Consider the following 24,213-nt stretch of genomic DNA (forward strand, 5'->3'; position numbering starts at 1 on the left):
CAAAGCTTCAGATTTCTATTTGGAAAATGGCGATTTTTTAAGACTTAAAACAGTTCAAATCGGCTATACGTTGCCTTCATCGGTAACCAGCACCATTGGTGCTGAAAAACTAAGACTGTATGTTACTGGCGAAAATTTAGCAACGCTTACCAAATATACTGGGTACGACCCGGAAATTGGTGGAAACATTTTAGGCATTGATAGAGGGTATTATCCGCAAGCAAGATCTTTTATGTTTGGTATTAACTTACAATTTTAATAAAAACCAGGAATTATGAAACTAAAAAAATACAAGTACTTAGTTGTTGCAGGCGCATTGATTACAGGTACATTCTTATCGTGTTCTAACGACTATCTAGACGTTGAAGCTAAAGGGCAATTCCTTTCCAGCACCTATTATGCAAACCAAAGTCAAGCATTTTCTGGACTTGTGGCAGTTTATGACGTGATGCGTAAAAATTCAGGAGGTTTTGACAATATGTTGGCCATGATGAACTCGGGTTCTGACGACCATTACGCAGGTGGAGGAAATGCCAGCGATGGTCAAGGTTTACAGGATTTTTCAGGTTATAAAATGAATTCAATCTCTATGCCAAATAGTTATTGGAGCGATCATTACCAAGGAATTTTTAGGGCTAATATTCTACTCTTAAAATTACCTGATGTGCCCATGGATGCCAGTTTAATTAGTAGATATACTGCCGAAACCAAAGCTTTAAGGGCAAACTACTATTTTAACTTGGTAAGAATGTTTAAAAACATTCCGTTACTAACAGCACCTGTGGACCCTTCTGAAATGTATTCAGTTACCCAAGCAAATCCAGAAGACGTCTATGCACAAATAGAAAAAGATCTTTTGGAAGCCATCCCTGCTTTGCCGGGAACTATTGATAAAGCCACCGAAGCGGGTAGATTTACTAAAGGAGCTGCACAAGCCTTACTAGGAAAGGTGTATTTGTATGAAGGCAAAAATGCCTTGGCAGCTGCCCAATTTGCACAAGTTAACGGTACCCCAGGTGCAACAAGCCAATATGGATATTCCTTATTGGCCAATTTTGGTGAATTATGGGGCGTTAGCAATAAATTTAATTCGGAGTCTATTTTAGAAGTGGCACATACCAACCAAAGTCTTGCAGGATGGGGCAACTGGGGCAGTGGTACCGACGAAGGAAATTCGTATAACGTTATGGTGGGCCCAAGAACCTATTCAAGAAATAATCCATCGGCACCGGATATTGCTGCGGGTTGGAGTTTTAATCCCATTACCCAAGATTTGTATGATTTATTGAAAACAGACCCAAGATTTAATGCAACCGTACTGGATATGAAAGCCTTAAAAGCTGCTGGCGATGCAGACTATATTCCTGGCAACCAAGATACAGGGTATTTTCTAAGAAAATTTATGCCAACAAATGCCGATGTAACCACGCTTGCTGGTGATGCTGTTTTAAATTACAGACAAAATTCTTATGTCATCAGATTGGCGGATACGTATTTAATGGAAGCGGAAGCTTTAGGGGGTACAGGCGCCAGAGCGCAAGCATTATTGGATGCCGTACGGGCAAGAGTTGGTTTGGCTTCCGTTCCGGTGTCACTAAACGCTATTATGGCGGAACGCAGATTGGAATTAGCAGGCGAAGGCCATCGTTGGTTCGATTTAGTGAGAACAGGAAAAGCAGCCACCGTATTGGCCAGTAGAGGCTTTGTTGCCGGTAAAAACGAAATTTTCCCCATTCCTTATAAAGAACTGGAAAACACGAAAATAATACAAAATCCTAACTACAATTAATTATTGATATATATGAAAGCATTAAAATATTTTTTAAGCACCATACTCTTAATTGCAGCTTTTTGGAGTTGTACCCAGGATGAGTTTGGTAGTACAGATTTTGTAGGTACTGCTGTGGCTCCAACAAACGTTTCGGCGTTGTTTAAGATCACTCAAGATAACACCGGTCTTGTTTCCATAGCGCCTAGTGCAGAAGGGGTCGCATCATTTGATATTAAATATGGCGACGCCACTACAACACCTGCTAAAGTGAAACCAGGTAAGGTTGCAAACCATAACTATGCAGAGGGCAATTATACAGTTACTATAACGGCTTATGGAATTACCGGATTGAAATCCGAAGCTACAAAAGATATTGTAGTTTCTTTTAAAGCCCCGGAATTTGGCGCCATGCCAATTGTTGCCAATGATGCCACAAAATCGAAACAGGTAAATGTTACTGTGCCTAATGATACTAAATATGCCATGTTTTTCGATGTGTATTTTATTGAAAACGGTGTTGAAACCATTCGTTCCGGAAATGTAGGAGACACGGTTTCTTATGTATATGCCAATGCAGGTACGTACACTATTAAAATTGTATTGAAAGGTGGGGCCATAGAAACTACGGAATTTATTGCAACCGATTTTGAAGTAACCGAAATTTTGCAACCCATAAAATCGGCACCAGCGCAACCAGGAAGAGTTCCCACAGATTATATTTCAGTGTTCAGCAATGCTTACGCCAATATTGCAGGAAGTGATTTTAACCCAAATTGGGGGCAAACTACTATTTATAATGCTTTTAATTTGAATGGGGATGCCATGTTGCAATATGGCAATCTAAATTATCAGGGCATACAAATTGGTACCCCACAAAACGTAACTTCCATGAAAACCTTGCACATAGACGTTTGGTCCGCAACTGCAAATGCAATAAATTTTTATCCCCTTCCTGTTGGAATAGCTGCGGCAGACGAAAAGTTTTATACATTGAACTTGTTGGCAGATCAGTGGAATAGTTTTGATATTCCATTATCCTATTTTACAGATCAAGGATTGGCGTTGGATAACATTCACCAATTTAAATTTACTGGTACTGGAAGCTTTTTTGCAGATAACATTTATTTTTATAAAGCACCGTCCGCACCGTCAAAATTAGCGGGAACTTGGAAACTGGCTCCAGAGGCTAATGCACTAAAAGTGGGAGACACTTATGGCTCTGGCAATTGGTGGGGAAATAGTGCGGGTGATGTTACAACAAGAGCGTGCCTTTTTGATGATGAGTATGTTTTTGCCAATGATGGATCCTTTAAAAATATGATGGGTGGCAGTACTTGGATTGAAACTTGGCAAGGAACCGAAGGTTGCGGAACTCCAGTAGCACCACATAATGGTTCAGCTTCAGCATCATTTTTCTATGATGAGGTTTTGAACAAAATCACCATTACAGGAAAAGGTGCTTATTTAGGGCTTCCAAAACCATATAACGGCGGCGAACTTTCCAATCCAGCCAATGCCCCGGATTCCATTACCTATGATGTGGTACTTTCAGATAATGATAACACCATGACTTTAGTTCTTGCTTATGGAGTGGGTTATTGGACTTTCAAACTTGTAAGAGAGGTGTCTCCTATTGTAGGAAACTGGAAACTGGCTCCAGAAGCCAATGCACTAAAGGTGGGAGACACCTATGGCTCTGGCAATTGGTGGGGAAATAGTGCAGGTGATGTTGCAACAAGAGCTTGTCTTTTTGACGATGAATATGTTTTTTCTGCAAATGGGTCATTCAAAAATATATTAGGAGGTAGTACCTGGATTGAAACTTGGCAAGGTACTGAAGGGTGTGGAACTCCTGTAGCACCTCATAATGGGTCGGCAATAGCCACCTATGTTTACAATAAAAGTGCTGGTACTGTTACAGTTACTGGAACGGGCGCTTATTTAGGACTTCCAAAACCATATAATGGTGGTGAACTTTCAACACCAACCAATGCTCCAGGCTCCATTACCTACGATGTTGCGTTTTCTAATAACAACAATACAATGACATTGGTGCTTTATTATGGAGTAGGGTACTGGACTTTTAAACTGGTTAAGTAATTTAAAAAAATAATAAAACATGAAACTTCCATAACGAGTTTTCGATACCCAAGGAAATGATTATATGGAAGTAGCATGTGGCTCCCGATAGCTATCGGGATAAAAACAATAAATATAAACACATGAAAAATATAAAATATATAATAGGATTTTTTCTGTTGGCCCTTTTTGTTGGTTGCGGAGAGGAAAGCTACCAGTTTGGAGATTTAAGTGCACCTTCCAATATGGTAATAAATACGGAAATTGTTGGGCAGAGCGATGCAACTCCAAATGGAGATGGATCAGGGGAAGTGATCATTGCTGTAACTGCAGACAATGCCATAACCTACCATATTGGCTATAATAAATTGGATGATTATGGCGATGTAAATTTAGCTGTTTTAAAAGGAGGTACAGTGAACAAAAAATTTACGGACCCTGGCACTAACACTTATAGAATTACGGTTGTAGCTTACGGTAAAGGAGGTGTTTCTTCCAATTTAACAAAGGATATTATGGTAAGAAGTGACTTTGTTCCAGCTGCATCCATTGTAACCAATTTAACAAATGGCAGCTCTAAAGCGTGGATAGTTGACAAAAGTGTAACGGGCCATTTAGGTGTGGGACCTTGGGAAAATTTTGCTCCTATTTGGTGGACAGCAGGTGTAGATGAAAAACTGGCATGTTGTGGTTGTTTCTATTCAACCAAATTTACATTTACTAAAAATGCAAATGGAACTTTTAGCTTAAATGTGAATGCTCCTGATGGTGTTTTTACCAAAACAGGTGCTTTAACAAACCTTCCAGGAATACCAGCCAGTGGCGATGAAGGGTGTTATTCAGAATATACAGGAGGAACCTCTGGTTTTAATTTTGTGCCAGCAAGTACAGGGATTCCGGCCAGCCAGCCTTCAACCCAAACCAGTATAAAACTGGCAGACCGTAATACGGTTATAGGTTATGGGGCAACACTTGATGAATATGAAATTTTAGAAATCACTGAAAATTATATGTATTTAAGGGTTCAAGGAACTGAAACCGGTAATAGTTGGTATTTAAAGTTAAAACCGGCACCATAAAAAGCAAAAGTTAAAAAGCAAATTAATGGCACTTGTGTTTGATTTGCAATAATATTAATAGCACATAATTTAAATATCGTAATTTTTTTAGTTTGTTTAATAAAAAGGGAGTCGTTACCACTCCCTTTTTTATCCATGAACTGGTTTAAACTTTTTTCAATTGGCTGCAAAATGATATTTTTCCCTCACTTTTCGTCTTTTTATAACTCCGTAACGATGCTATGCTGTTCAAAAAAGCCTTCAATTGAGCAAAAAACCTCTTCCCGATAGCTATCGGGATTTCGCTTCAATTAAAAAAGTTTAAACCAGGTCCATGTAAATTATCTATAATAATCAAAATAATGAATATAAGTTCTATGTTTAATTTCATAAATCACTTTAAAATGACTGTTTTTAGCGGCTTGCTAATCTTTCTTTTAATTTCTTGCGGGGGGTCTTCCTCTGATGAAGAGATTACTGCAACGCCTTCCAATTTAACAATAGAAGCAATCCTTGTAGGTTCTGATGCTTCAAATCCGAATGGCGACGGGAGCGGTAAAGTTATTTTTAATTTTTCTGCCGAAGATGCCACCAGTTTTAAAATTAATTTAGGCAATAATGAAATAATTGAAACCTCCTCAAACACGCTGGCCTATACGTATGCAGGCTCTGGGGTTAAAACCTATCAAATATATATTTCGGCTTACAATGCAGATAAGCAAGTTTCCAAAGGTATTTCAATTACCGTAAAAATTAACTCAGGCCTTTTATGGTCAGACGAGTTTGATAATCCGGGAAGTCCAGATACCAGCAAATGGGGCTATAATATTGGAAGAGGTGATAATGGTTGGGGAAATGGAGAATCCCAATATTACACCAGTCGGTCTGATAATGTGAAGGTTGAAGGTGGGTTTTTGAAAATCACGGCAAAAAGAGAAAATTATGAAGGTACTGAGTTTACTTCGGCACGACTGCTTACCCAAGGTAAATTTGATTTTACCTACGGAAGACTTGAGGTAAGGGCAAAACTCCCAACCGGTGGGGGCACCTGGCCCGCCATTTGGATGTTAGGTTCCAGTGTGGGCACTTTAGGGTGGCCCGCTAGTGGTGAAATTGATGTAATGGAACATGTTGGAAATAACCAAGGAAAAGTTCAAAGTGCCGTACATACACCCTCCAGCTTTGGTAATACCCAAAACTATGGATCCCAAAATGTGGCCAATGTGTCAACAGCATTTCATGTGTATGGCCTGGAATGGACAACTACCGAATTGATTTTTTCAGTAGATGGCATCGAGCATTATAGGTACAAGCCAGCTACAAGAAACAGTGCTACATGGCCTTTTGATGCCAAACAGTTCATCATATTGAATGTAGCCATGGGCGGCGGTCTTGGAGGCGCTATCGACCCTAATTTTACCCAATCGACAATGGAAGTTGATTATGTTAGAGTATATCAATAATAAGTATAAATTGACACTGGTTGCAATACGATATGAATCCCAAAAATCTAAATAAAATGAAGTTTATAGTTGTTATAGCTTTGATAATAACCTTTATTGATTGTAGTAAATCATCTAATCAAGACGAACCCATAGATATACCTCCAAAACTTGAAAATGAAGTCGATTTTTGGTTGACAAAATCCAATGGGTCAACAAAACTTGAAAAGCAAAATCTGATTTTAGCATTTGGCAGTACATTTAACACCTATGCAACCATTCAAGTAGATGATTCCCAAACTTTTCAAACTATAGACGGTTTTGGTTTTACGTTAACAGGCGGAAGTGCCGAAGTTATTAACCAATTGTCAGCATCAAAAAAACAGGAATTATTGCAAAAGCTGTTCGGTTCAAACGAAAACTCCATTTCAATAAGTTATTTAAGGTTAAGCATTGGGTCTTCAGATTTAGATAGTTCAACGTTTTCATATAACGATATGCCTTCTGGTCAAACTGATGTTAATCTAAGCCAATTTAGTTTGGCTCCGGATATGGTTAATTTAATTCCACTTTTAAAAGAAATTTTAGCCATCAATCCAAATATAAAAATATTGGGAAGCCCCTGGTCGCCTCCTGTTTGGATGAAAGATAATGGTAGTACTATTGGCGGTAGTTTGCAACCCCAATATTATGGAGTTTATGCTCAATATTTTGTAAAGTATATTCAAGCAATGAAGGCACAAGGCATTACAATTGATGCCATAACGCCGCAAAATGAGCCATTAAATGCGGGCAATAACCCTAGTTTGTTAATGTTTGCGCCACAACAAACCGATTTTATTAAAAATTATTTAGGACCTGCTTTTCAAGCAGCAAACATAGCTACAAAAATTATTATTTGGGATCATAATAGTGATAACCCACAGTATCCTATTTCGGTTTTGAATGACGCTGGAGCTAAAAAATATATTGCGGGTTCTGCATTTCATTTGTATAACGGGGATATCAGTGCCTTAACAACGGTTAAAAATGCACATCCTGATAAAGACCTGTATTTTACCGAGCAATACACCCCAAGCGATGGCGATTTTGGTGGCGACTTAAAGTGGCATTTAAAAAATGTGATCATCGGTTCTATGCGTAATTGGAGTAAAACGGCACTTGAATGGAATTTAGCAAACAACGCCTCTTTTGGCCCACACACAGAAGGTGGTTGTACCACGTGTAAAGGAGCTATAACAATTACCAGCAGTTCATCTTACACTCAAAATGTTGGGTACTATATTATAGGGCATGCTTCCAAATTTGTTCCAGCAGGCTCTGTAAGGATTTCAAGTGGTATAGCAGGAAATTTGTACAATGCAGCTTTTAAAACGCCCAACGGTAAAAAAGTTTTAGTGGTTGTAAATGATGGAACTGCCAACGAATTGTTTAACATAGAATATAATGGCAATTGGGTAATAGCTTCTTTGGAAGCAGGCTCCGTTGGAACATTTATTTGGCAATAAAAGATTTTAATAAAGACAAAAATGAATAAATTAATAATAGCCTTGATTTTAGCCATCTCTTTTTCTAGTTGTGTACAGAAAAAAAATGTAGCTATAAGCCAACCCGTTAAAACCAGCTACAGCTACAATACATCCAAAATCTATGCTACGGTTCAAGGGACCGATATAAAGTTGTCGCTTACCGCCGATACCTTAGCATTTGGCAATTTCAAGCAACCTTTGGAATCTGAAGTTTCCATAGTGGTAGATCCAACTAAGACATTCCAGACATTCTTGGGCATTGGTGCGGCCTTAACAGATGCATCGGCCGAAACCTATTTTAAACTGACTAAAGAAAATCAAGATAAGTTTATGGATGCTTATTACAGTGTCGATAAAGGTATTGGCTACACCTTGGCAAGAACAACCATACATAGCAGCGATTTCTCAAGCGGCAGTTATACCTATATTGACGAAGGCGATACAGATTTAAAAACCTTTAATATAGATCATGATAAAAAATACCGTTTACCTTTTACAAAACTGGCCATTAAGGCAGCAGGAGGTAAATTAACAATGTATGCAAGTCCTTGGAGCCCACCGGCTTTTATGAAAACAAATAATAATATGCTAGAAGGAGGCAAGCTTTTGCCAGCGTATTACCAGCCCTGGGCTAATTATTTTGTTAAATTCATAAAGGCCTATGAAAAAGAAGGGGTTCCAATTTGGGGATTAACGGTTCAAAATGAGCCCATGGCGAAACAAACTTGGGAATCTTGTATTTATTCTGCGGAAGATGAACGTGATTTTGTTAAAAACAATTTAGGTCCTACTTTAGAAAAAGAAGGTTTAGGTGATAAAAAACTTATAGTTTGGGATCATAATCGCGATTTGCTTTACCAAAGAGCCAGCACTATTTTGAACGACCCAGAAGCTGCCAAATATGTTTGGGGCATTGGTTTTCATTGGTATGAAGATTGGAGAAGTGGCGTCCCATTGTTTAGTGCCGTAGAAGATGTACATAAGGCATATCCAGATAAAAATTTAATTTTTACCGAAGGTTGTAATGATAAGTTTGATTTAGCCAGAGCCGAATCCAACGATCCCATATTAGCCGAAAGATATGGCATATCCATGATCAATGATTTTAATAACGGCACAGTGGCATGGACCGATTGGAATATACTATTGGATGAAACAGGAGGCCCAAACCACGTGGGTAACTTTTGCTTTTCGCCCGTACTTGGCAATACAAAAACAGGCGCTCTAACTTTCACAAACGCCTATTATTACATAGGGCATTTTTCTAAATTCATTCGTCCAGGCGCCAAAAGAATAGCAAGTATTTCAAATAGTGTAAACCTGCTTTCTACGGCATTTATTAATGAAGATCAAAGTATTGTTGTTGTCATACTGAATAAATCGGATAATGAAATGCCTTATAACCTAAGTTTAAATTTAAAAAATGTAGAACAAATGATGCCCCCACACGCCATTCAAACCATCATTTTAAAATAAATCCGTCATGAATACATTAAAAAACATATTAGTACTCTTTTTAATAGTGGTTTTGGCAAGTTGTAGCAAAAATATCAGTAAAATGGATGCTTCTGAAAGTTCGATGATTTCAAAAAAAGTAGATTCTTTAATGGGATTGATGACGCTGTCAGAAAAAATTGGTCAGATGAATCAATATAATGGGTTTTGGGATGTTACGGGGCCCGTACCAAATGAAGGTGATGCCGCCAATAAGTACGATCATTTAAAAAAAGGATTGGTAGGTTCCATGCTCAATGTTTTGGGAGCTGATGAAGTTAGAAAAGTACAGAAAATAGCCGTAGAGGAAACCAGATTGGGCATCCCTTTAATTATTGGTTTCGATGTTATCCATGGATATAAAACATTAAGCCCTATCCCATTGGCCGAAAGCGCCAGTTGGGACTTGGAAGCCATTGAAAACTCAGCAAAAATGGCAGCCGAGGAAGCCGCTTCGGCAGGGATTAACTGGACATTTGCTCCTATGGTAGATATTTCAAGAGACGCCCGTTGGGGACGTGTTATGGAAGGTGCCGGCGAAGACCCCTATTTGGGAAGCTTGATAGCAAAAGCACGTGTTAAAGGTTTTCAAGGAAACAATCTATCATTACCATACACCATTGCAGCGTGTGCAAAACATTTTGCAGGCTATGGTTTTGCAGAAGCTGGGAGAGATTACAATACCGTAGATGTAAGCATTTCTACGTTGTACAATACCATATTACCTCCCTTTAAAGCCGCTGTTGAAGCCGATGTTAAAACATTCATGAATGCTTTTAATATATTAAATGGTGTTCCTGCCACAGGAAACAGATTTTTACAACGGGATATTTTAAAAGGTGCCTGGGGTTTTAAAGGATTTGTAGTTTCCGATTGGGGTTCCATGGGCGAAATGGTTACGCATGGGTATGCAAAAGATGGGGAAGAAGCAGCAAAAATGGCAGTAAATGCAGGTTCTGATATGGATATGGAATCTTATTTATATGTAAAATATTTAGAAAAATTAGTAAATGATGGATTGGTTGACATTGCATTGATTGATGATGCCGTAAAACGAATACTTACCGTGAAATTTGAACTGGGTTTATTTGATGATCCTTACAAATACTGCAATTCAGCAAGAGAAAAGGAAATTACAGGGAACAAAAAAATTCATGAAGCGGTATTGGATGTAGCCAAAAAATCAATAGTGCTTTTAAAAAATGAAAACCAATTATTACCTCTTAAAAAAGAAGGCTTAAATATAGCGGTAATGGGGCCTTTAGGCAACGACAAACATAGCCCGCTTGGAAGTTGGAGAGGTGAAGCGGCAGATAATTCTGCGGTTTCTTTAATGGAAGGTTTGCAATTATATACCGGTAATTCAATAACCCATCAAATGGGAGTTAAACTAACAGAGGGCTTACCTAATTTTACAACAGAAACCATAATCAATACTACGGATAGAACAGGTATAACGGAGGCTGTGGCCGCTGCCAAAAACAAGGATGTCGTTATCATGGTTTTAGGAGAACACGGATTTCAATCCGGTGAAGGACGAAGCAGAACCTCATTGAGCTTACCAGGTCTGCAACAGGAATTATTGGAGGCTGTTTATAAAGTAAATAAAAACATCGTGTTGGTTTTAATGAACGGCAGGCCATTGGCCATTGAATGGGCCGATAAAAATATTCCAGCCATTGTAGAAGCTTGGCATTTAGGAACTGAAAGTGGTAATGCCATAGCACAAGTATTATATGGCGACTATAACCCGAGCGGAAAATTAACAATGACTTTTCCTAGAAATATTGGTCAAGTGCCCATTTACTACAACCATAAAAACACAGGCAGACCAACTTATCCAGGAGGTAATTCAGTGTTTTGGTCACATTATATTGATGAAAGTAACGACCCTTTATATGAGTTTGGTTATGGTTTAAGTTATACAACATTTAAATATGAAAACTTAAAACTGTCAACCAATAGCCTAACTGAAAATAACGATATTGAAGTGTCTTTTACCCTCACTAATACCGGTAATTTTGAAGGAAAAGAGGTAGCGCAATTATATATTAGAGACTTGTATGCAAGTTTGGCCAGACCTGTAAAAGAATTGAAAGGATTTGAAATGCTGTCTTTAAAACCAAATGAATCCAAGCAGGTTTCATTTAGAATTGATAGAAAAATGCTTGAGTTTTATTCTGCCAATGAAAAATGGGAAACGGAACCCGGCGATTTTAAAGTTTTTATTGGAGGAAGTTCCAAAACGGTTTTAGAAGGTTATTTTGAATGTAAATAAAATAATTATAACAACATGTCCAAATTGAGTTTACTGTTTTTAAGTTTTTTGTTTATCCTTCAATCCTGTAGTGGTGATGGTAATGGTGCCACAGAAACTGTTGTACCATCTAACCTAACTATTAACGCAGAAATTGTTGGTGCCTCTACCGAAAATCCAAATGGCGATGGTACTGGTGTGGTAAATTTTACAATAAACGCAACCAATGCCACATCATATAAAGTACTTATAAATGGTGAAACAAAAGAAATAACTGCCAATGCTTTCTCATATACTTTTACGTCATCGGGGACCAAAAATTATACGGTGATTGTCTCAGCATATAATAGAGATCAATTTATTAGTGGCACGATTACTTTAACGGTCTTTGTTGGAACTGTGTTGGGAACAGGTGGAAACTTAATATGGTCTGATGAGTTTAACAGTGGTAGTTTGAATTTAACGAATTGGAGCATTGAAACGGGCACAGGTGTTAATGGTGATTGGGGCACCGGACAATTGGATAGAGCGACGGAAAGAGCAGAAAACATTAGCTTTAAAAACGGTGTTGCAGGTGCTGATGGTGGCTGTTTGGTTATTTCAACCCGAAAAGAATCATATATAGATAGAAATTATACCAGTGGTAGAATTAATACCGCCGGTAAAGCTTCCTGGGGCCCAGGGCATCGTATCGTGGCGCGGGTTTATGCCAAGGGCGTTAAACATAAGGGGCAAGGATTTGCCTTTTGGATGATGCCCCAAGAAAAACCAGCTAATCGCGACTTTATCATGTGGCCACAAGGGGGTGAAATTGATATCATGGAATATGTAGGTGCCATCCCTTTTAATAATTTAGGCACGGTACACTATGCTTGGGAATGGAAAAATAACGAATACTTTGATTGGAACCATGGGTATTTAGGAGGCTATTATAATTATGAAACCCAACAAACTCCAAACCCCGCCGAACCCGGCTATGGTAATTACCCGCCAGCAGAAGGTAATTTAAATGCTGGAAGCGCAGCATTTCATCAATATGGTATTGATTGGTACAATGATAGAATAGAGTTTTTTGTGGATAACCATGTGTACCATATCCATTATTTGAATGACGGTGGTGCATACACGGTTGATGGACAAGATAAAATTTCGGTAAAAATTATAGATGGGCGTCGTGTTAATGTGTCCGAATATTCCAATCATTTTGAAGAATGGCATCCGTTTGAACATAAAATGTATGCTATTTTAAGTGCTGGGGTTGGCGGAAAGGATTATACGTATGGTGGATCCATTGTTCCAGAGGCACAATTTCCATCCGATGTGTATATTGATTGGGTGCGGGTCTATGCACTGTAAAAAAATAAAATACAAGATTAAAGATGGTCTTTTTAATATGACAAATGAAAACTTCAAAAGTTAATTTTTTAGTTAAGAATTATGTTAAGTACTTAATTAAGTACATGACAAAAATGAAAATGAGAAGTTCAAAACATTAAAAATAAGCCACTTGATAATTCCTCCCCTTTTTTCAAGGGGAGAGTTTGTGCCGAATTTTCGGTATGCCGATAGGTGGAGGGGTCAATGATAACGACTATTTGAATAGTATCCAACCATTTTTTGTCATGCACATAAAAATTATGTTTAGTTTGTTTTAGTTTTAAGTGTTGGGCCACTGGTAGGGCCCAACATTTATTTAAATGAGTTTATTGTACTTCAATGTCATTATAAAATAAAAAATATGAAACTCGTTGTTTTTTGCACAATCGTATTGATTACAGTATGTTTTTCCTGTAAAGTAAAAACACCAGAAACCTCTAAAAAAGCTGTAGAAAACACCTTAAGTTTTATAAAGACCAACGGAACTCAATTGGTCGATGATAAGGGAAATTCCATTATTTTAAAAGGAACAAATTTAGGCAACTGGTTTGTGCCAGAAGGTTATATGTTTAAAATGGAACAAGTTAACTCACCTCGTAAGATCGATGAGCTACTTTATGAATTGGTAGGTCCAGATAGTTTAAAGGTTTTTTGGAATGGTTTTTTAAATAACTACATAACGCATGAGGATATTAAATACTTGAAAAAAATAGGCGCCAACCATTTAAGGTTGCCGTTCCACTATAAAATGTTTACCGATGATTTGTATATGGGAGAACGGAATGCAGGTTTTAAGTATTTTGATCGATTGATTACCTGGTGTAGAGAAGAAAAAATGTATGTTTTGTTGGATATGCATAGTGCTCCGGGAGGTCAAACAGGTGATAATATTGACGACAGTTATGGGTATCCGTATCTTTTTAAAAGCAAATCGTCGCAAGATTTAATGACTAAAATTTGGGTAAGCATCGCTAAAAAATATAAAAATGAACCTGTAATAATAGGTTATGATATTGTAAACGAACCTATTGCGCATTATTTTAATGATGAGTTGGAAGATTTGAACCACCAGTTGTTTTTATTATATAGCCGAATAATTGAAGAAATCAGGCAGGTTGACCAAGCACATACCATTTTCCTAAATGGTTCTAATTGGAGTGGTAATTTCGACGTTTTTGAAGCATTGGTAGATACGAACGTTGTGTACGAATTCCATAAATATTGGTTCGATGTCAATCAAGAAGCCATACAAACCTATTTAGATTTTAGAGATAAAAACCAAGTGCCTATTTATATTGGTGAAACTGGTGAGAACACGGACGAATGGATAAAGGAGTTTAGAGTATTGTTGGATAAACATCAAGTTAATTGGTGTTTTTGGCCATATAAAAAAATGAACAACCCTCGTGGGATCATGAATTTTAATGAGCCCGAAAACTATCATTTAATTACTGAATATGCCAAAAGCGATCGTTCCACTTATGCTAAAATTAGAGAGAACAGGCCCCATATTGTTGAAGTCCAAAAAGCATTGAATCAATTTTTAGAAAATAGTCTTTATAAAAATAACTTTGTAAATAAAGGATATACAAAAGGTTTGGGTTTTAGCTCTGATTAAGATTGGAATCTTCAAATTAATCAAGGTTTATATAATTGAAATTTTTACGGGTTTAATCTATTATTGCTGCATTACCGGTAGCAAGCAGGTTTTCAAAAAAACCAATCCAGTAATCATATCCAATACATAATAATAAGTACAATGTTTACAGTGAACTCCTAGAGACCGACAGATAAACCATCATCACCCACCCAACAAATACCCCCAATTTAAATGTTTGCGCTTATCTAAACGCGCCAGAATTTTTAAAAACACCAAAGCGGTTATTAAGGCATCTCCAGTAGCGGTGTGCCTATCAACGGTGGGCACGTTAAGTTCTTTACATAAATCGTCTAAAGAATACGATTTCAGGTTTTCCCGATAAATAATATGCTTTGATTTTTTATATAAATAGCCGGTATCTATAAACTTGTTTTTCAATTTGCCCAAACCATGGCGCAAAAGCATTTCGTTTATCATATTTTTATCAAAATTGGCATGGTGCGCAATTAAAACATCGTTTTTTATGTATGCTAAAAATATTTTGATGGCTTCCAATTCCGTTACTTTTTCAAAAGCCCCCTTTTTCATCAACCCATGTATTTCAACCGTTTCGGCTTTAAAAACAGCTTGTTCCAAATACAGTTCCAAGGTGTTGCTTACTTCAATTTTTTTTCCAATAAAAGCCACCGCGCCTATCGATAGAATTCTATCTTCTTTTTTGTCGAACCCCGTGGTTTCGGTATCAAAGGCTATAAACCGTGCATTGGCAACAGCTTCACTGTTTTTTTTCTTGTCAAAGTAATTAAGATAATCGTTCCAAAAATCTGGAAACGTTTGTTTTTTCTTAAACAACCAATCAAAATCCATTATAAAAAGTTTTTTAGATCGAACCTCATCTTCAAGGCATCCTGCACTTCATGGATGGGTTTAAAGCAGCGTTTCAACTTAAGTTTTTCTTCTTTGGTCAGGGTTTCCAAGGCAATAAATTTTCCGGAAGTATTGTGCAATAATCCTTGTTTGGTCTTGAATTTCAGCAACGCTTTAAATGCATACGAACACGATTCGAAAAGCTCTTTGTTATTGGGTTCTATTTCCGCTAATTTCTCAAAACGTTCGGAAGTATTGTTTACATCCTTAATGTTATGGTTTAAAACCAGTATACGGGCAGCATCAATCAATGGCATTAAAGCTCTGCTTTTTATGTTGAAAAGATCTTTTTGCTCGCCATTTTCTTCCACTAAAAATTGTTTGAAAAAACCGAGGGGTGGCGGACTTTTAACGGCGTCACTTCCTAAAAACTTAAAGAACAACGAGGTTTTGTTTAAAGAGTCATAGATAGAATCTGATAAAGCATCAACAAGACTTTTATCGCCATATACATGGTTGTAATCGAAAAAAATGGAGGAAAGCAAAACGGCCTTTTCGTCGGGATGTAAGATCCAATTTTCAAATTGCAATGTCCATGCGCTGATGGATTTGCACCATTCCACATTGCTTGCCATCATATCGGCTTCACAATATTCAAACCCGATTTTGTTTAAGGATTTGGTAACCAATTTTGTCAATTCCAAAAAATAGGCTTGCGTTTCCGGATAGTTCTCTTCGGGAACATCTTGAAAAATAAGGCCATTATCTTGGTCGGTAAAAAGTAATTGTTCTTTTCTGCCTTGGCTTCCCAAAGCAATCCACGAAAATGGTACAGGCGGCGGTGTGGGCATTTTTTTTAAGGCAATTTCTATGGCACGAATGGTAACCGCATCGTTAATTTGCGAAATCACTTTTATGATGTGAGAGATGGGAATGTTCTGTTCCAGATAACTTTTTAAAAGGGTATTGGCCTTTAACCTGGCGGCCCTTATTTTTTTTGTGCGTTTTGCCCGTTCGATTTCTTTTAATATGACGGATGGATTATTGCCCAAAGTAACCAAAACATCATGGTGTGTCAATACCCCAATAAGTTTGGAATTTATGGTGCCATCTTTTGTAATGCATAAATGCCCAATATGGTGTTTTATCATTTGAAGCTGGCCTTCAGCGACCGTTAAATCATTTTTATTGGTAATAACGGGCGAACTCATAATATTGGTAACCGGTGTATCAATAGGGAATAAACCCGTGGCAATTTTATTTTTAATATCGCTGTTGGTAATAATGCCCACTGGTTTTTTGTCGTCGTCAATAACAATCATACACCCAATTTTATGGGCACTCATTTTAATGGCGGCATCTTTTAACGAGGATTTAAAATCGCAGGTAATGGGGTTTTTTGTGTAATTTGCTGTTTGAAAGCTAACGATATCCTGTGAGGTACTGGGAAGATAATCGGCAAATATTTTTCCGGTTTCTTCTGCAGTGTAGGGGTCGTAGGCATTGGTTGCAAATGCCGTGATCAAAAATTTATAAACACTGGCATTATCATGTGTTACGGACTGGAATTTGGCAATAGGAATGGCATAAACAATGGACTCTTCATTAGCCGAAGCCGTTAGTTTGTAGTTTTCTTTGGCTATAAGCGGGCGTACACCAAAAATATCGCCCGCATCGCAAATATTGATGATTTCCTGTGTATTATCAGGATTCGTATGAAATATGGTGATGGCACCGTTTCGCACCAAATAAAAATGCTCATGGAACGCGTCCCCTTTTTTAAATAGCGTATCGCCCTTTTCCAAATAGATAATGGAAACTTCTTTTGAAATTTCAAATAAGCCATCATTATTAACAATATTAAAAGGAGGGTACAGTTTTAAAAAATCGAAAACGCGTTCAGCAATAGAATTTTTCATTCTTCATTCTTTAATTCTTGATTTTTTATTAAAATAAACATTGTTGTCCGATAAAAATGTTTAGATACAGTCATTAGTTCTAGGGCATTTCGCTCTATTATTAGACTTTCATCTAGTTTTAAAATCCTACTAAGAATTTAGGATTTATAAAAATTTTATCCAACATTTAAACTGTTTATCAATTAGTTACAATTAAGTCTTTGTTCTTTTCCCGATAGCTATCGGGACTAACAGCGAAGCGGTCTTGATTCCTTATCGCACAAGAATGTACAATGAAACCTAAACTATTTTAAAATCCAAAAGCAATTCACCTTCAATAAAGGCTTGCAGGTGGTCTCCTTTAACATTCAATCCAGCGCCCAAAGCGGGTGTTCCCGTAAATATAAGATCGCCGGGTTCCAAAGTCATGTATTTGGACACAAAGGCAATAATCTCAGCAAAACTATAAATCATAAAATCGGTGTTTCCTGTTTGTTTTTCTTCACCGTTAATAACCAAATTAAAATTAATATAGCTTAAATCAAGAAAATCAGAAATGGGTTTAAAGTTAGATATAGGTGACGCACCATCAAAACCCTTTGCCAATGCCCAAGGCCCTTTGTTTTCTCTACTGGCAGCAAGCACATCTTTGGCCGTATAATCAATTCCCACAGCGATTTCAGAAATAAAGGAAGGCGCATTTTCCAAAGAAATATCCTTTCCTTTTTTACCAATTTTTGCAACCAATTCAACTTCATAAGCCAATTCGTTTGTAATGGATGGGTACACCACATCTTCATTATTGGTAACCAAGGTGCTTTCGGCCTTTAAAAATATAGTCTGATCTCCATTTTTAAGGGCTTTAATATCTTCTTTTTTGCTCACATAGTTTTTGCCAATGCCAATAATTTTCATAGTATTTAATTTAGTTAAATGATTAAGATGTAAATTTAATAAATACAGGTTAAGTACATGACAAAATTTAAAACAATAATTTAAAACCATTAAATATCAATGCCCTAAAAATTCTTTTTTTTAAGGGGATGGCTTGTGCCGAATTTTCGGTATGCCGATAGGCGGATGGGTCAATGATATAATCTGCCTAAATAATAACTAATGCGAATCAAGTGTTGAAAAGATTAAAATCCATTACGATTTATAAGACAATATTAGGGGCGTTAGCCCTAAAATCGTAGTAGATACATACAAACGTTAATTAAATAAAAAGGGGCGTAGCCCTGTTATCTTAATAAATTAACACGATAATGAACAAAAAACAGATAATCCTGAAATTCAATAAACATGGCAAACACGTACATAATTATTTTATTAAAGATGTCAGGGCCAAAGCCCCTAATTCATCATCATGGCTCATTTTGCTACTACTAAGCCTACAAGGCTAACGCCCCTAAGATAAGTGCGCATTCCAATTTTCACTCGGCTGAATAATTATAATATTTTCACTCTTGATTCGCGTAACTAACTATTTATTGTCATATACTAATAAATATAGGACTAAAAATTATTTTAATTTTAACTTATTCTGTTGGACTATTAGAAATGGAATGCTTAAATTCATGCAAATAATTCAATCGTAACATTATGAAGAAAATCAATGCCTATGCTTCTAAGGAAGCAGGCGGAAAACTAGAGAAATTTCAATACGAATTACCAGCAATAGGTAATGAAGAAGTAGATATTAAGGTGCATTATTGCGGTATTTGCCATTCTGATTTGAGTATGATAAACAATGATTGGGGAATGACGCAATATCCATTGATTCCTGGGCATGAAATAGTTGGTGAGGTTACCGCTTTGGGAAAAGAGGTAAAAGGCCTAAAAATAGGCGATAAAGTAGGCATGGGTTGGTATTCTGCTTCGTGTATGCACTGCAACCAATGTATGGACGGAAAACAACATTTATGTGGAAGTGTGGAAAGCACCATAGTGGGGCGTCATGGTGGATTCGCTGATGCCGTTAGAGGGCATTGGTCCTGGGTTACGCCCTTGCCAAAAGGTTTGGATATGGCAAAAGCAGGCCCGTTGTTTTGTGGCGGCATTACCGTTTTTAACCCGATTGTTTTATCGGGGGTCCAACCCACGGATAAAGTAGGGGTAATAGGCGTTGGCGGATTGGGACACATGGCCATTAAATTTTTAAAAGCCTGGGGATGTGAGGTTATAGCATTTAGTTCCAGCCCTAAAAAGAAAGAAGACATTCTAAAAATGGGAGCGCATAAAGTGATCGATTCCACCAAACCTCAAGATTTGGAAAGCATTGCAGGCACCTTGAATTTCATTTTAAATACCACCAATGTAAGTCTTGATTGGAATTCGTTTTTAACTACTTTAGCGCCCCAAGGCAAACTGCATACGGTCGGTGCCGTATTGGAACCCATGGCCATTCCTGCATTTAGCTTGATAATGGGCGAAAAATCGGTAGGAGGAAGTCCGTTGGGAAGCATTGCATTAACCAGAAAAATGTTGGAATTTTGCGTTCGTCACAACATTTACCCAACCGTAGAGGAATTTAAAATGGAAGACGTCAACAAAGCATTGAAACACCTAGAAGATGGTAAAGCACGGTTTAGAGTAGTATTAAAAGCATAAAATAGTATCACTTAAATGTATTCATTATGGCAAAATCACAAGACGCAAAAAAGAATGTTAAAAAAGAACCACTCTTAACACCAAAAGAGAAAAAAGCAGCAAAACTTGCTAAAAAGGCAAAACGCGATTAGTTAGATAAAGCTTATTTTTACGGACTAAAACCACTTCTATTGGAGTGGTTTTTTTATGGTGTGCCGTGCATGGCAAATAACCAGACGGTGCAAGTCCGTTATGGAGGTCTGTGGTTACCTGCCATTAGCTTAGGGCAAGGGTGCCCATTGCGAGGTGTCCCGATAGAATCTATCGGGATGAAGGAAGCCAGCGGCAAAGTTCCGGCCCGAGGAACACGAATACAATCAGGCATTTGCAACGTGGACGAGTTTGCACAACAAAACGAAGTCCAAAAGCTACATGGGCGTTGCGGTGTAAATTGTGCGGGCATCCCGATGTTCGGGACGGGCTATGGAACGAAGGTTCTTGGCCTTACCACGGGAGGTCTCACGGACATGTTTAAACAAAGTATGGAACATGATAACAATTGCCGTGAGAAGCCGGCCGAGGCCATAGTATCCGTTACACGACCGCATCGGAAAGGGCCGAGCTTTAAGAAGTGATGGTAAATGAGCGTTGCCAAAAGAAGGGCAGAAAGCAGAAAATATCGAAAGGTACCTGCCCACGGAACAATAGGGCGGAACACGAAGGCTATGTGGGAGGGCCAGACAGCAACAAACAAAGGTGTTTGAACGGACTCTGCACATTTTTTACCTTTGGGAAAGGCGTAAAAAAATAGCCTATGTTGTGGCAATGTATAGGTAAAATAAATGCCTGTTATGGATTATATTTCTAAAATATAGTCTGTTAAGCTCGATTCGTGGGGCAAGTCCATTTTTTTTCGCAGTCGATAGCGTTTTACCTCAACGCTTCTTGCAGAAATATTAAGCAACGGTGCTATTTCCTTTGAGGATAGGTTTAGCCTAAGGTAAGCGCATAACCTTAAATCATTATGGGTTAAGGATGGGTGTTCGTGTTTAATCTTTTTTAAGAAATCCTTATCGGCATTATTGAACGCTTCTTCAAATAGATGCCAATCGTCTGAATTATTTATATTTCGATCAATAATCTTAATTACGTGTTTTAACTGTTTAGGGTCTTCAACTTTGTTCAGTTCTTTTTTAATATTATTGAGGAACTCATTCTTTTTGATTAAGCTCATGGTAGATATGCCCAACTCTCTGTTTTTGTTATCAATATCCTGTCTGAGCTTGTCATTGTTAAAGCGCATCAGTTGTTGTTTATTCTCTAGTTCCTTCAACTCTAGCTCGTGCATGGTCCGTTCCAATAATTTTTCACGTTGCTTTCTATAATGGCGCTTATACACATGGTGCATAAATAATGAAAAAAACAACAGCAGTAGGCCATAAAATAAAATCATTAAGTTTGAAAGATGCCACGGCCTTTCAATACTGAATTTGTAAGATGCCACATTTTTAGTTAGCGTATTTCCAACTTTAGCCCGAACATTCAGGGTATAGTTCCCATATTGTAAATTTTTAAAAGAAATAACCGGGCTAGGATCCCAATTGCTCCATTCGGGGTACATTGTTTCTAACTGATATTGGTATTCCGTATCAAAATATTTATCGAATTCTGCCACGTTATACCTGAACTCTATATTGTTTTCTTGATTTTTAAATGTGCCTTCCACATCTTTATTTACGTGGGTGGTAGACTTTAGGTCGTTAATGGAAATGGAACTAATGTTTACCGTATACACCTTTTTTTCTATCTTGTCCAAATCTACAATAACGTAACCTGAAGAGGTTCCAATTAGGTATTTATTGTCCTTTATATTGGTAATGTTTTCATAACCTGTTTGCCCTCTTGGAAGCGTTTTTGAAAATGATATCCGGTTTACTATTGGTGCCCCAGTTAATTTTTCCGGTTTCATATAATTTAAATTTTTCTTGGAAAAGCTAAATAGTGTATTGGTGCTTTTGTTAAATAATAAGCGTCCTGAAGTATAATCATCCTTTAAAATCAATTTACTTAAAATAGAATCTTTAAAGAACAGGTTTTTAGCCTCATTGTATTTGTAAACACCTTGATTGCATGTAAATAAGATTTGGTCATTATATTTTATAATACTTGTGTTTAATTCATTTTCAATGGTTGCGTCTTTTATAATTTCCAACGTTTTGGTTAATTCTTTATCAACTTTAATTTTATAAACACCTCTGTATTCATGGCTAACCAATATTTTGTTGTTGTTCGCAATTTCAAAAAACCTGCTGGACAGATTGAAGCCTTCAATTTTATTCTTTAAACGCCATGTTCCATTTAATTTTTCCAAAACATATAAACCATCGTAGTTACCTTGAAGCAGTAGGTTATTGTTTATAGGTAAAACATTCCATGTTCCTTGTATATCTGCAATTTTTGTAACAGCCCCATTGTTAACAACAAATGTCCCTGAGTCATGGCCACAAAAAAGTTGATTATCAATGTCATTCAAACTCCATACGGCGCCTTGCGTGCCTTCAATAAATTTAAAGGCTGTTTCTTCATTTAAAGGCTTAACAAATAGCCCTTGGTTACTGCCTAGGTACAAATTATTGTTAAATACCGCAGACGCATTAACGCTGCCTATTTTTCCTTTGGCATCATTAAAAATATTAAAAGGAGAATCAACGTTTATGCAATTAATTCCGTTATTTAAAGCGAGCCAAATGTTATGTTCTACATCTTCATAAATAAAATGAATTGTGTTATTGCTCAATCCGTTAATGGTATTGATCTTATAATCAATAACACCCTCTTGTGTTACATTCAAAACCCCATTTGAGCGCGTGCCCAGAATAAAGTTTTTATCTTTTAATTGGATGCTTCGGTAAACATTTTCTTTTAATAGAACTTGATTTGCGGGCACGTTCCATTTAGCTAGTGTATTGTTTTCTAGCACAAAAAAACCTGAATCTTCCGTTTCCATTAATAGTTTCCCATGAAAATCAAAGATATTGACGAGAAGATTATTTTTTAAAATTTGATTATCTGAAACCAATTTTGATGCACCGTTCTCAATCTTGTATATTCCATCTCTATTTTTTTGATAATAAATGGTTTTATTTACTTCAAACATTTTGGAGATACCTGTTTTAGATTCTATAAAAGTATAGGACTTACTGTCTTGATTATAAACATAGATTCTGTTTAACGATTGAAATAAAATATAATTATCTATCCTAATAATATTCCAAAACTCTTCATCGTCTAAAAATTTAATTTTGAGCTTCTTTGATAATGAGGTATAAACCAGCAGCCCAAATTCGTTTCGCTTCCAAAAACCAAATTCTCTATAACATCCTGTATATATTAACTCATCAATAACATTAACAGATCTAATAATAGTTTCATTTGGTGAATTGTACAATTGCCATTCAGCACCATTAAATTCTAGCAAGCCTTTATTGTTAGCAACATATATGAATTTGTTTTTAGATTGCGAAATAGACCAATTTTGAGTTTCTGCACCATAATCAATCGGTCTAAATATTTCAATAGTAGGGCGTTCTTGAGCTATCAAGAAAAAAGACATTATAAAAAATATAAATGAATAAAATGGGTTTTCTAATTTCAAAAGCAAAATAAGTGTTGTTAAGTTACTAAATTACTAAAAATAACCGCTCAAAGAGTTTTTGTATGGTTTTTGTGTGGGTATAATGGTAGTGTGCAGGTTAAGAGTAAAGCAATTATTGATGATAGTATGGAGGAAAAGAAATTGGGGAGTCGTTAATTTTATGGAAAATCTAAGATACATAAGTTTATATTTCTAATTGGTCCCATATTTATATTTTCATTTAATTACATGGATTTTATCTGGTTTTAAAACTAAAAAATAATTAAGAGATGATAATACAGTAGAAGGAAAATTTTTTACACCATTTGTGATACAAAATGCTTGATTTGTTACAATTCTATTTTCATTATGTGTGTAATTTTATAGCAAATTTTATCAATATAAATAGCACACTTTAAACTTAACTTGTGATGAAAAATCAGATGAATATTTTCAACAAATTTAAACTGGAAAAAACCTGTTTTTTAAAATTCGTCCGGTTATGCTATTTACTTCATTAAAGTATTATTTGCATAGATGGTAGCGTGCATAAATAGCCAACAACACGGCTTTAAAAGGTTTCAAAATTGATAGATAATAACAAAAAACAGTAACTTT

At 36.7% G+C, this 24,213-nt stretch carries 15 protein-coding genes; 11 read left to right on the forward strand and 4 right to left on the reverse strand.

The annotated features are described in order from the left end of the window. Positions 1 to 19 precede the first annotated feature (19 nt). The 10 genes from ACU1LP_RS03650 to ACU1LP_RS03695 all read left to right on the forward strand — a co-directional run bounded on the left by ACU1LP_RS03650 (position 20) and on the right by ACU1LP_RS03695 (position 14,625). Positions 20 to 259 carry a hypothetical protein gene (locus ACU1LP_RS03650; RefSeq protein WP_445735593.1) on the forward strand — a complete coding sequence of 80 codons (240 nt, stop codon included), beginning with the start codon at positions 20 to 22 and terminating at the stop codon, positions 257 to 259. A gap of 15 nt (positions 260 to 274) precedes the next feature. Next, entirely contained in the window at positions 275 to 1,789 is a 1,515-nt protein-coding gene (locus tag ACU1LP_RS03655; protein WP_445735594.1) for a RagB/SusD family nutrient uptake outer membrane protein, read from the forward strand. A 12-nt stretch (positions 1,790 to 1,801) separates the two neighbouring features. Continuing rightward, positions 1,802 to 3,871: a hypothetical protein gene (locus ACU1LP_RS03660; protein WP_445730786.1), complete on the forward strand. Its 2,070-nt coding sequence runs from the start codon at positions 1,802 to 1,804 to the stop codon at positions 3,869 to 3,871. Between the two features lie 122 nt (positions 3,872 to 3,993). Further along, on the forward strand, positions 3,994 to 4,929 hold the full coding sequence (locus ACU1LP_RS03665) for a hypothetical protein (protein ID WP_445735595.1): 936 nt from the start codon (positions 3,994 to 3,996) through the stop codon (positions 4,927 to 4,929). Positions 4,930 to 5,312: 383 nt separating this feature from the next. Then, the gene (locus tag ACU1LP_RS03670) at positions 5,313 to 6,371 is read left to right on the forward strand and encodes a glycoside hydrolase family 16 protein (RefSeq protein ID WP_445735596.1); all 1,059 of its coding nucleotides are present in this window, start codon (positions 5,313 to 5,315) and stop codon (positions 6,369 to 6,371) included. A gap of 56 nt (positions 6,372 to 6,427) precedes the next feature. Then, positions 6,428 to 7,858, forward strand: coding sequence for a glycoside hydrolase family 30 protein (locus ACU1LP_RS03675; RefSeq protein ID WP_445732813.1), 1,431 nt, complete (start codon positions 6,428 to 6,430; stop codon positions 7,856 to 7,858). A 21-nt stretch (positions 7,859 to 7,879) separates the two neighbouring features. Beyond that, positions 7,880 to 9,355, forward strand: coding sequence for a glycoside hydrolase family 30 protein (locus ACU1LP_RS03680; RefSeq protein ID WP_445735597.1), 1,476 nt, complete (start codon positions 7,880 to 7,882; stop codon positions 9,353 to 9,355). 7 nt (positions 9,356 to 9,362) lie between these two features. Next, entirely contained in the window at positions 9,363 to 11,651 is a 2,289-nt protein-coding gene (gene bglX, locus ACU1LP_RS03685) for a beta-glucosidase BglX (protein WP_445735598.1), read from the forward strand. A gap of 15 nt (positions 11,652 to 11,666) precedes the next feature. Then, positions 11,667 to 12,986, forward strand: coding sequence for a glycoside hydrolase family 16 protein (locus tag ACU1LP_RS03690; protein WP_445735599.1), 1,320 nt, complete (start codon positions 11,667 to 11,669; stop codon positions 12,984 to 12,986). Positions 12,987 to 13,368: 382 nt separating this feature from the next. Further along, positions 13,369 to 14,625, forward strand: coding sequence for a glycoside hydrolase family 5 protein (locus ACU1LP_RS03695; protein ID WP_445735600.1), 1,257 nt, complete (start codon positions 13,369 to 13,371; stop codon positions 14,623 to 14,625). Positions 14,626 to 14,808: 183 nt separating this feature from the next. Here the strand turns inward: ACU1LP_RS03695 and ACU1LP_RS03700 are convergent, their stop codons facing one another. The 3 genes from ACU1LP_RS03700 to ACU1LP_RS03710 all read right to left on the reverse strand — a co-directional run bounded on the left by ACU1LP_RS03700 (position 14,809) and on the right by ACU1LP_RS03710 (position 18,287). Beyond that, on the reverse strand, positions 14,809 to 15,474 hold the full coding sequence (locus tag ACU1LP_RS03700; protein ID WP_445735601.1) for a 3'-5' exonuclease: 666 nt from the start codon (positions 15,472 to 15,474) through the stop codon (positions 14,809 to 14,811). Further along, positions 15,474 to 17,393 carry a DUF294 nucleotidyltransferase-like domain-containing protein gene (locus tag ACU1LP_RS03705; RefSeq protein WP_445735602.1) on the reverse strand — a complete coding sequence of 640 codons (1,920 nt, stop codon included), beginning with the start codon at positions 17,391 to 17,393 and terminating at the stop codon, positions 15,474 to 15,476. Before ACU1LP_RS03705 ends, ACU1LP_RS03700 begins: the two co-directional genes overlap by 1 nt. Positions 17,394 to 17,672: 279 nt before the next feature. After that, positions 17,673 to 18,287 carry a fumarylacetoacetate hydrolase family protein gene (locus ACU1LP_RS03710; RefSeq protein WP_445735005.1) on the reverse strand — a complete coding sequence of 205 codons (615 nt, stop codon included), beginning with the start codon at positions 18,285 to 18,287 and terminating at the stop codon, positions 17,673 to 17,675. 687 nt (positions 18,288 to 18,974) lie between these two features. On the opposite strand from ACU1LP_RS03710, the gene ahr reads away from it, so the two are divergent. Beyond that, entirely contained in the window at positions 18,975 to 19,982 is a 1,008-nt protein-coding gene (gene ahr, locus ACU1LP_RS03715; RefSeq protein ID WP_445731770.1) for an NADPH-dependent aldehyde reductase Ahr, read from the forward strand. 835 nt (positions 19,983 to 20,817) lie between these two features. On the opposite strand, the gene ACU1LP_RS03720 is transcribed toward ahr, so the two are convergent. Further along, complete coding sequence (locus ACU1LP_RS03720) at positions 20,818 to 23,574, reverse strand: triple tyrosine motif-containing protein (protein ID WP_445735603.1); 2,757 nt, start codon at positions 23,572 to 23,574, stop codon at positions 20,818 to 20,820. Positions 23,575 to 24,213 lie beyond the last annotated feature (639 nt).

Source organism: Mariniflexile sp., assembly GCF_052728615.1.

Coding starts and splice junctions, on each gene's coding strand:
- ACU1LP_RS03710 (WP_445735005.1), bottom strand. CDS start 18,287: ATGAAAATTATTGGCATTGGCAAAAACTATGTGAGCAAAAAAGAAGAT.
- ACU1LP_RS03720 (WP_445735603.1), bottom strand. CDS start 23,574: ATGTCTTTTTTCTTGATAGCTCAAGAACGCCCTACTATTGAAATATTT.
- ACU1LP_RS03700 (WP_445735601.1), bottom strand. CDS start 15,474: ATGGATTTTGATTGGTTGTTTAAGAAAAAACAAACGTTTCCAGATTTT.
- ACU1LP_RS03705 (WP_445735602.1), bottom strand. CDS start 17,393: ATGAAAAATTCTATTGCTGAACGCGTTTTCGATTTTTTAAAACTGTAC.
- ACU1LP_RS03665 (WP_445735595.1), top strand. CDS start 3,994: ATGAAAAATATAAAATATATAATAGGATTTTTTCTGTTGGCCCTTTTT.
- ACU1LP_RS03690 (WP_445735599.1), top strand. CDS start 11,667: ATGTCCAAATTGAGTTTACTGTTTTTAAGTTTTTTGTTTATCCTTCAA.
- ACU1LP_RS03680 (WP_445735597.1), top strand. CDS start 7,880: ATGAATAAATTAATAATAGCCTTGATTTTAGCCATCTCTTTTTCTAGT.
- ACU1LP_RS03695 (WP_445735600.1), top strand. CDS start 13,369: ATGAAACTCGTTGTTTTTTGCACAATCGTATTGATTACAGTATGTTTT.
- ACU1LP_RS03660 (WP_445730786.1), top strand. CDS start 1,802: ATGAAAGCATTAAAATATTTTTTAAGCACCATACTCTTAATTGCAGCT.
- ahr (WP_445731770.1), top strand. CDS start 18,975: ATGAAGAAAATCAATGCCTATGCTTCTAAGGAAGCAGGCGGAAAACTA.
- bglX (WP_445735598.1), top strand. CDS start 9,363: ATGAATACATTAAAAAACATATTAGTACTCTTTTTAATAGTGGTTTTG.
- ACU1LP_RS03670 (WP_445735596.1), top strand. CDS start 5,313: ATGACTGTTTTTAGCGGCTTGCTAATCTTTCTTTTAATTTCTTGCGGG.
- ACU1LP_RS03675 (WP_445732813.1), top strand. CDS start 6,428: ATGAAGTTTATAGTTGTTATAGCTTTGATAATAACCTTTATTGATTGT.
- ACU1LP_RS03655 (WP_445735594.1), top strand. CDS start 275: ATGAAACTAAAAAAATACAAGTACTTAGTTGTTGCAGGCGCATTGATT.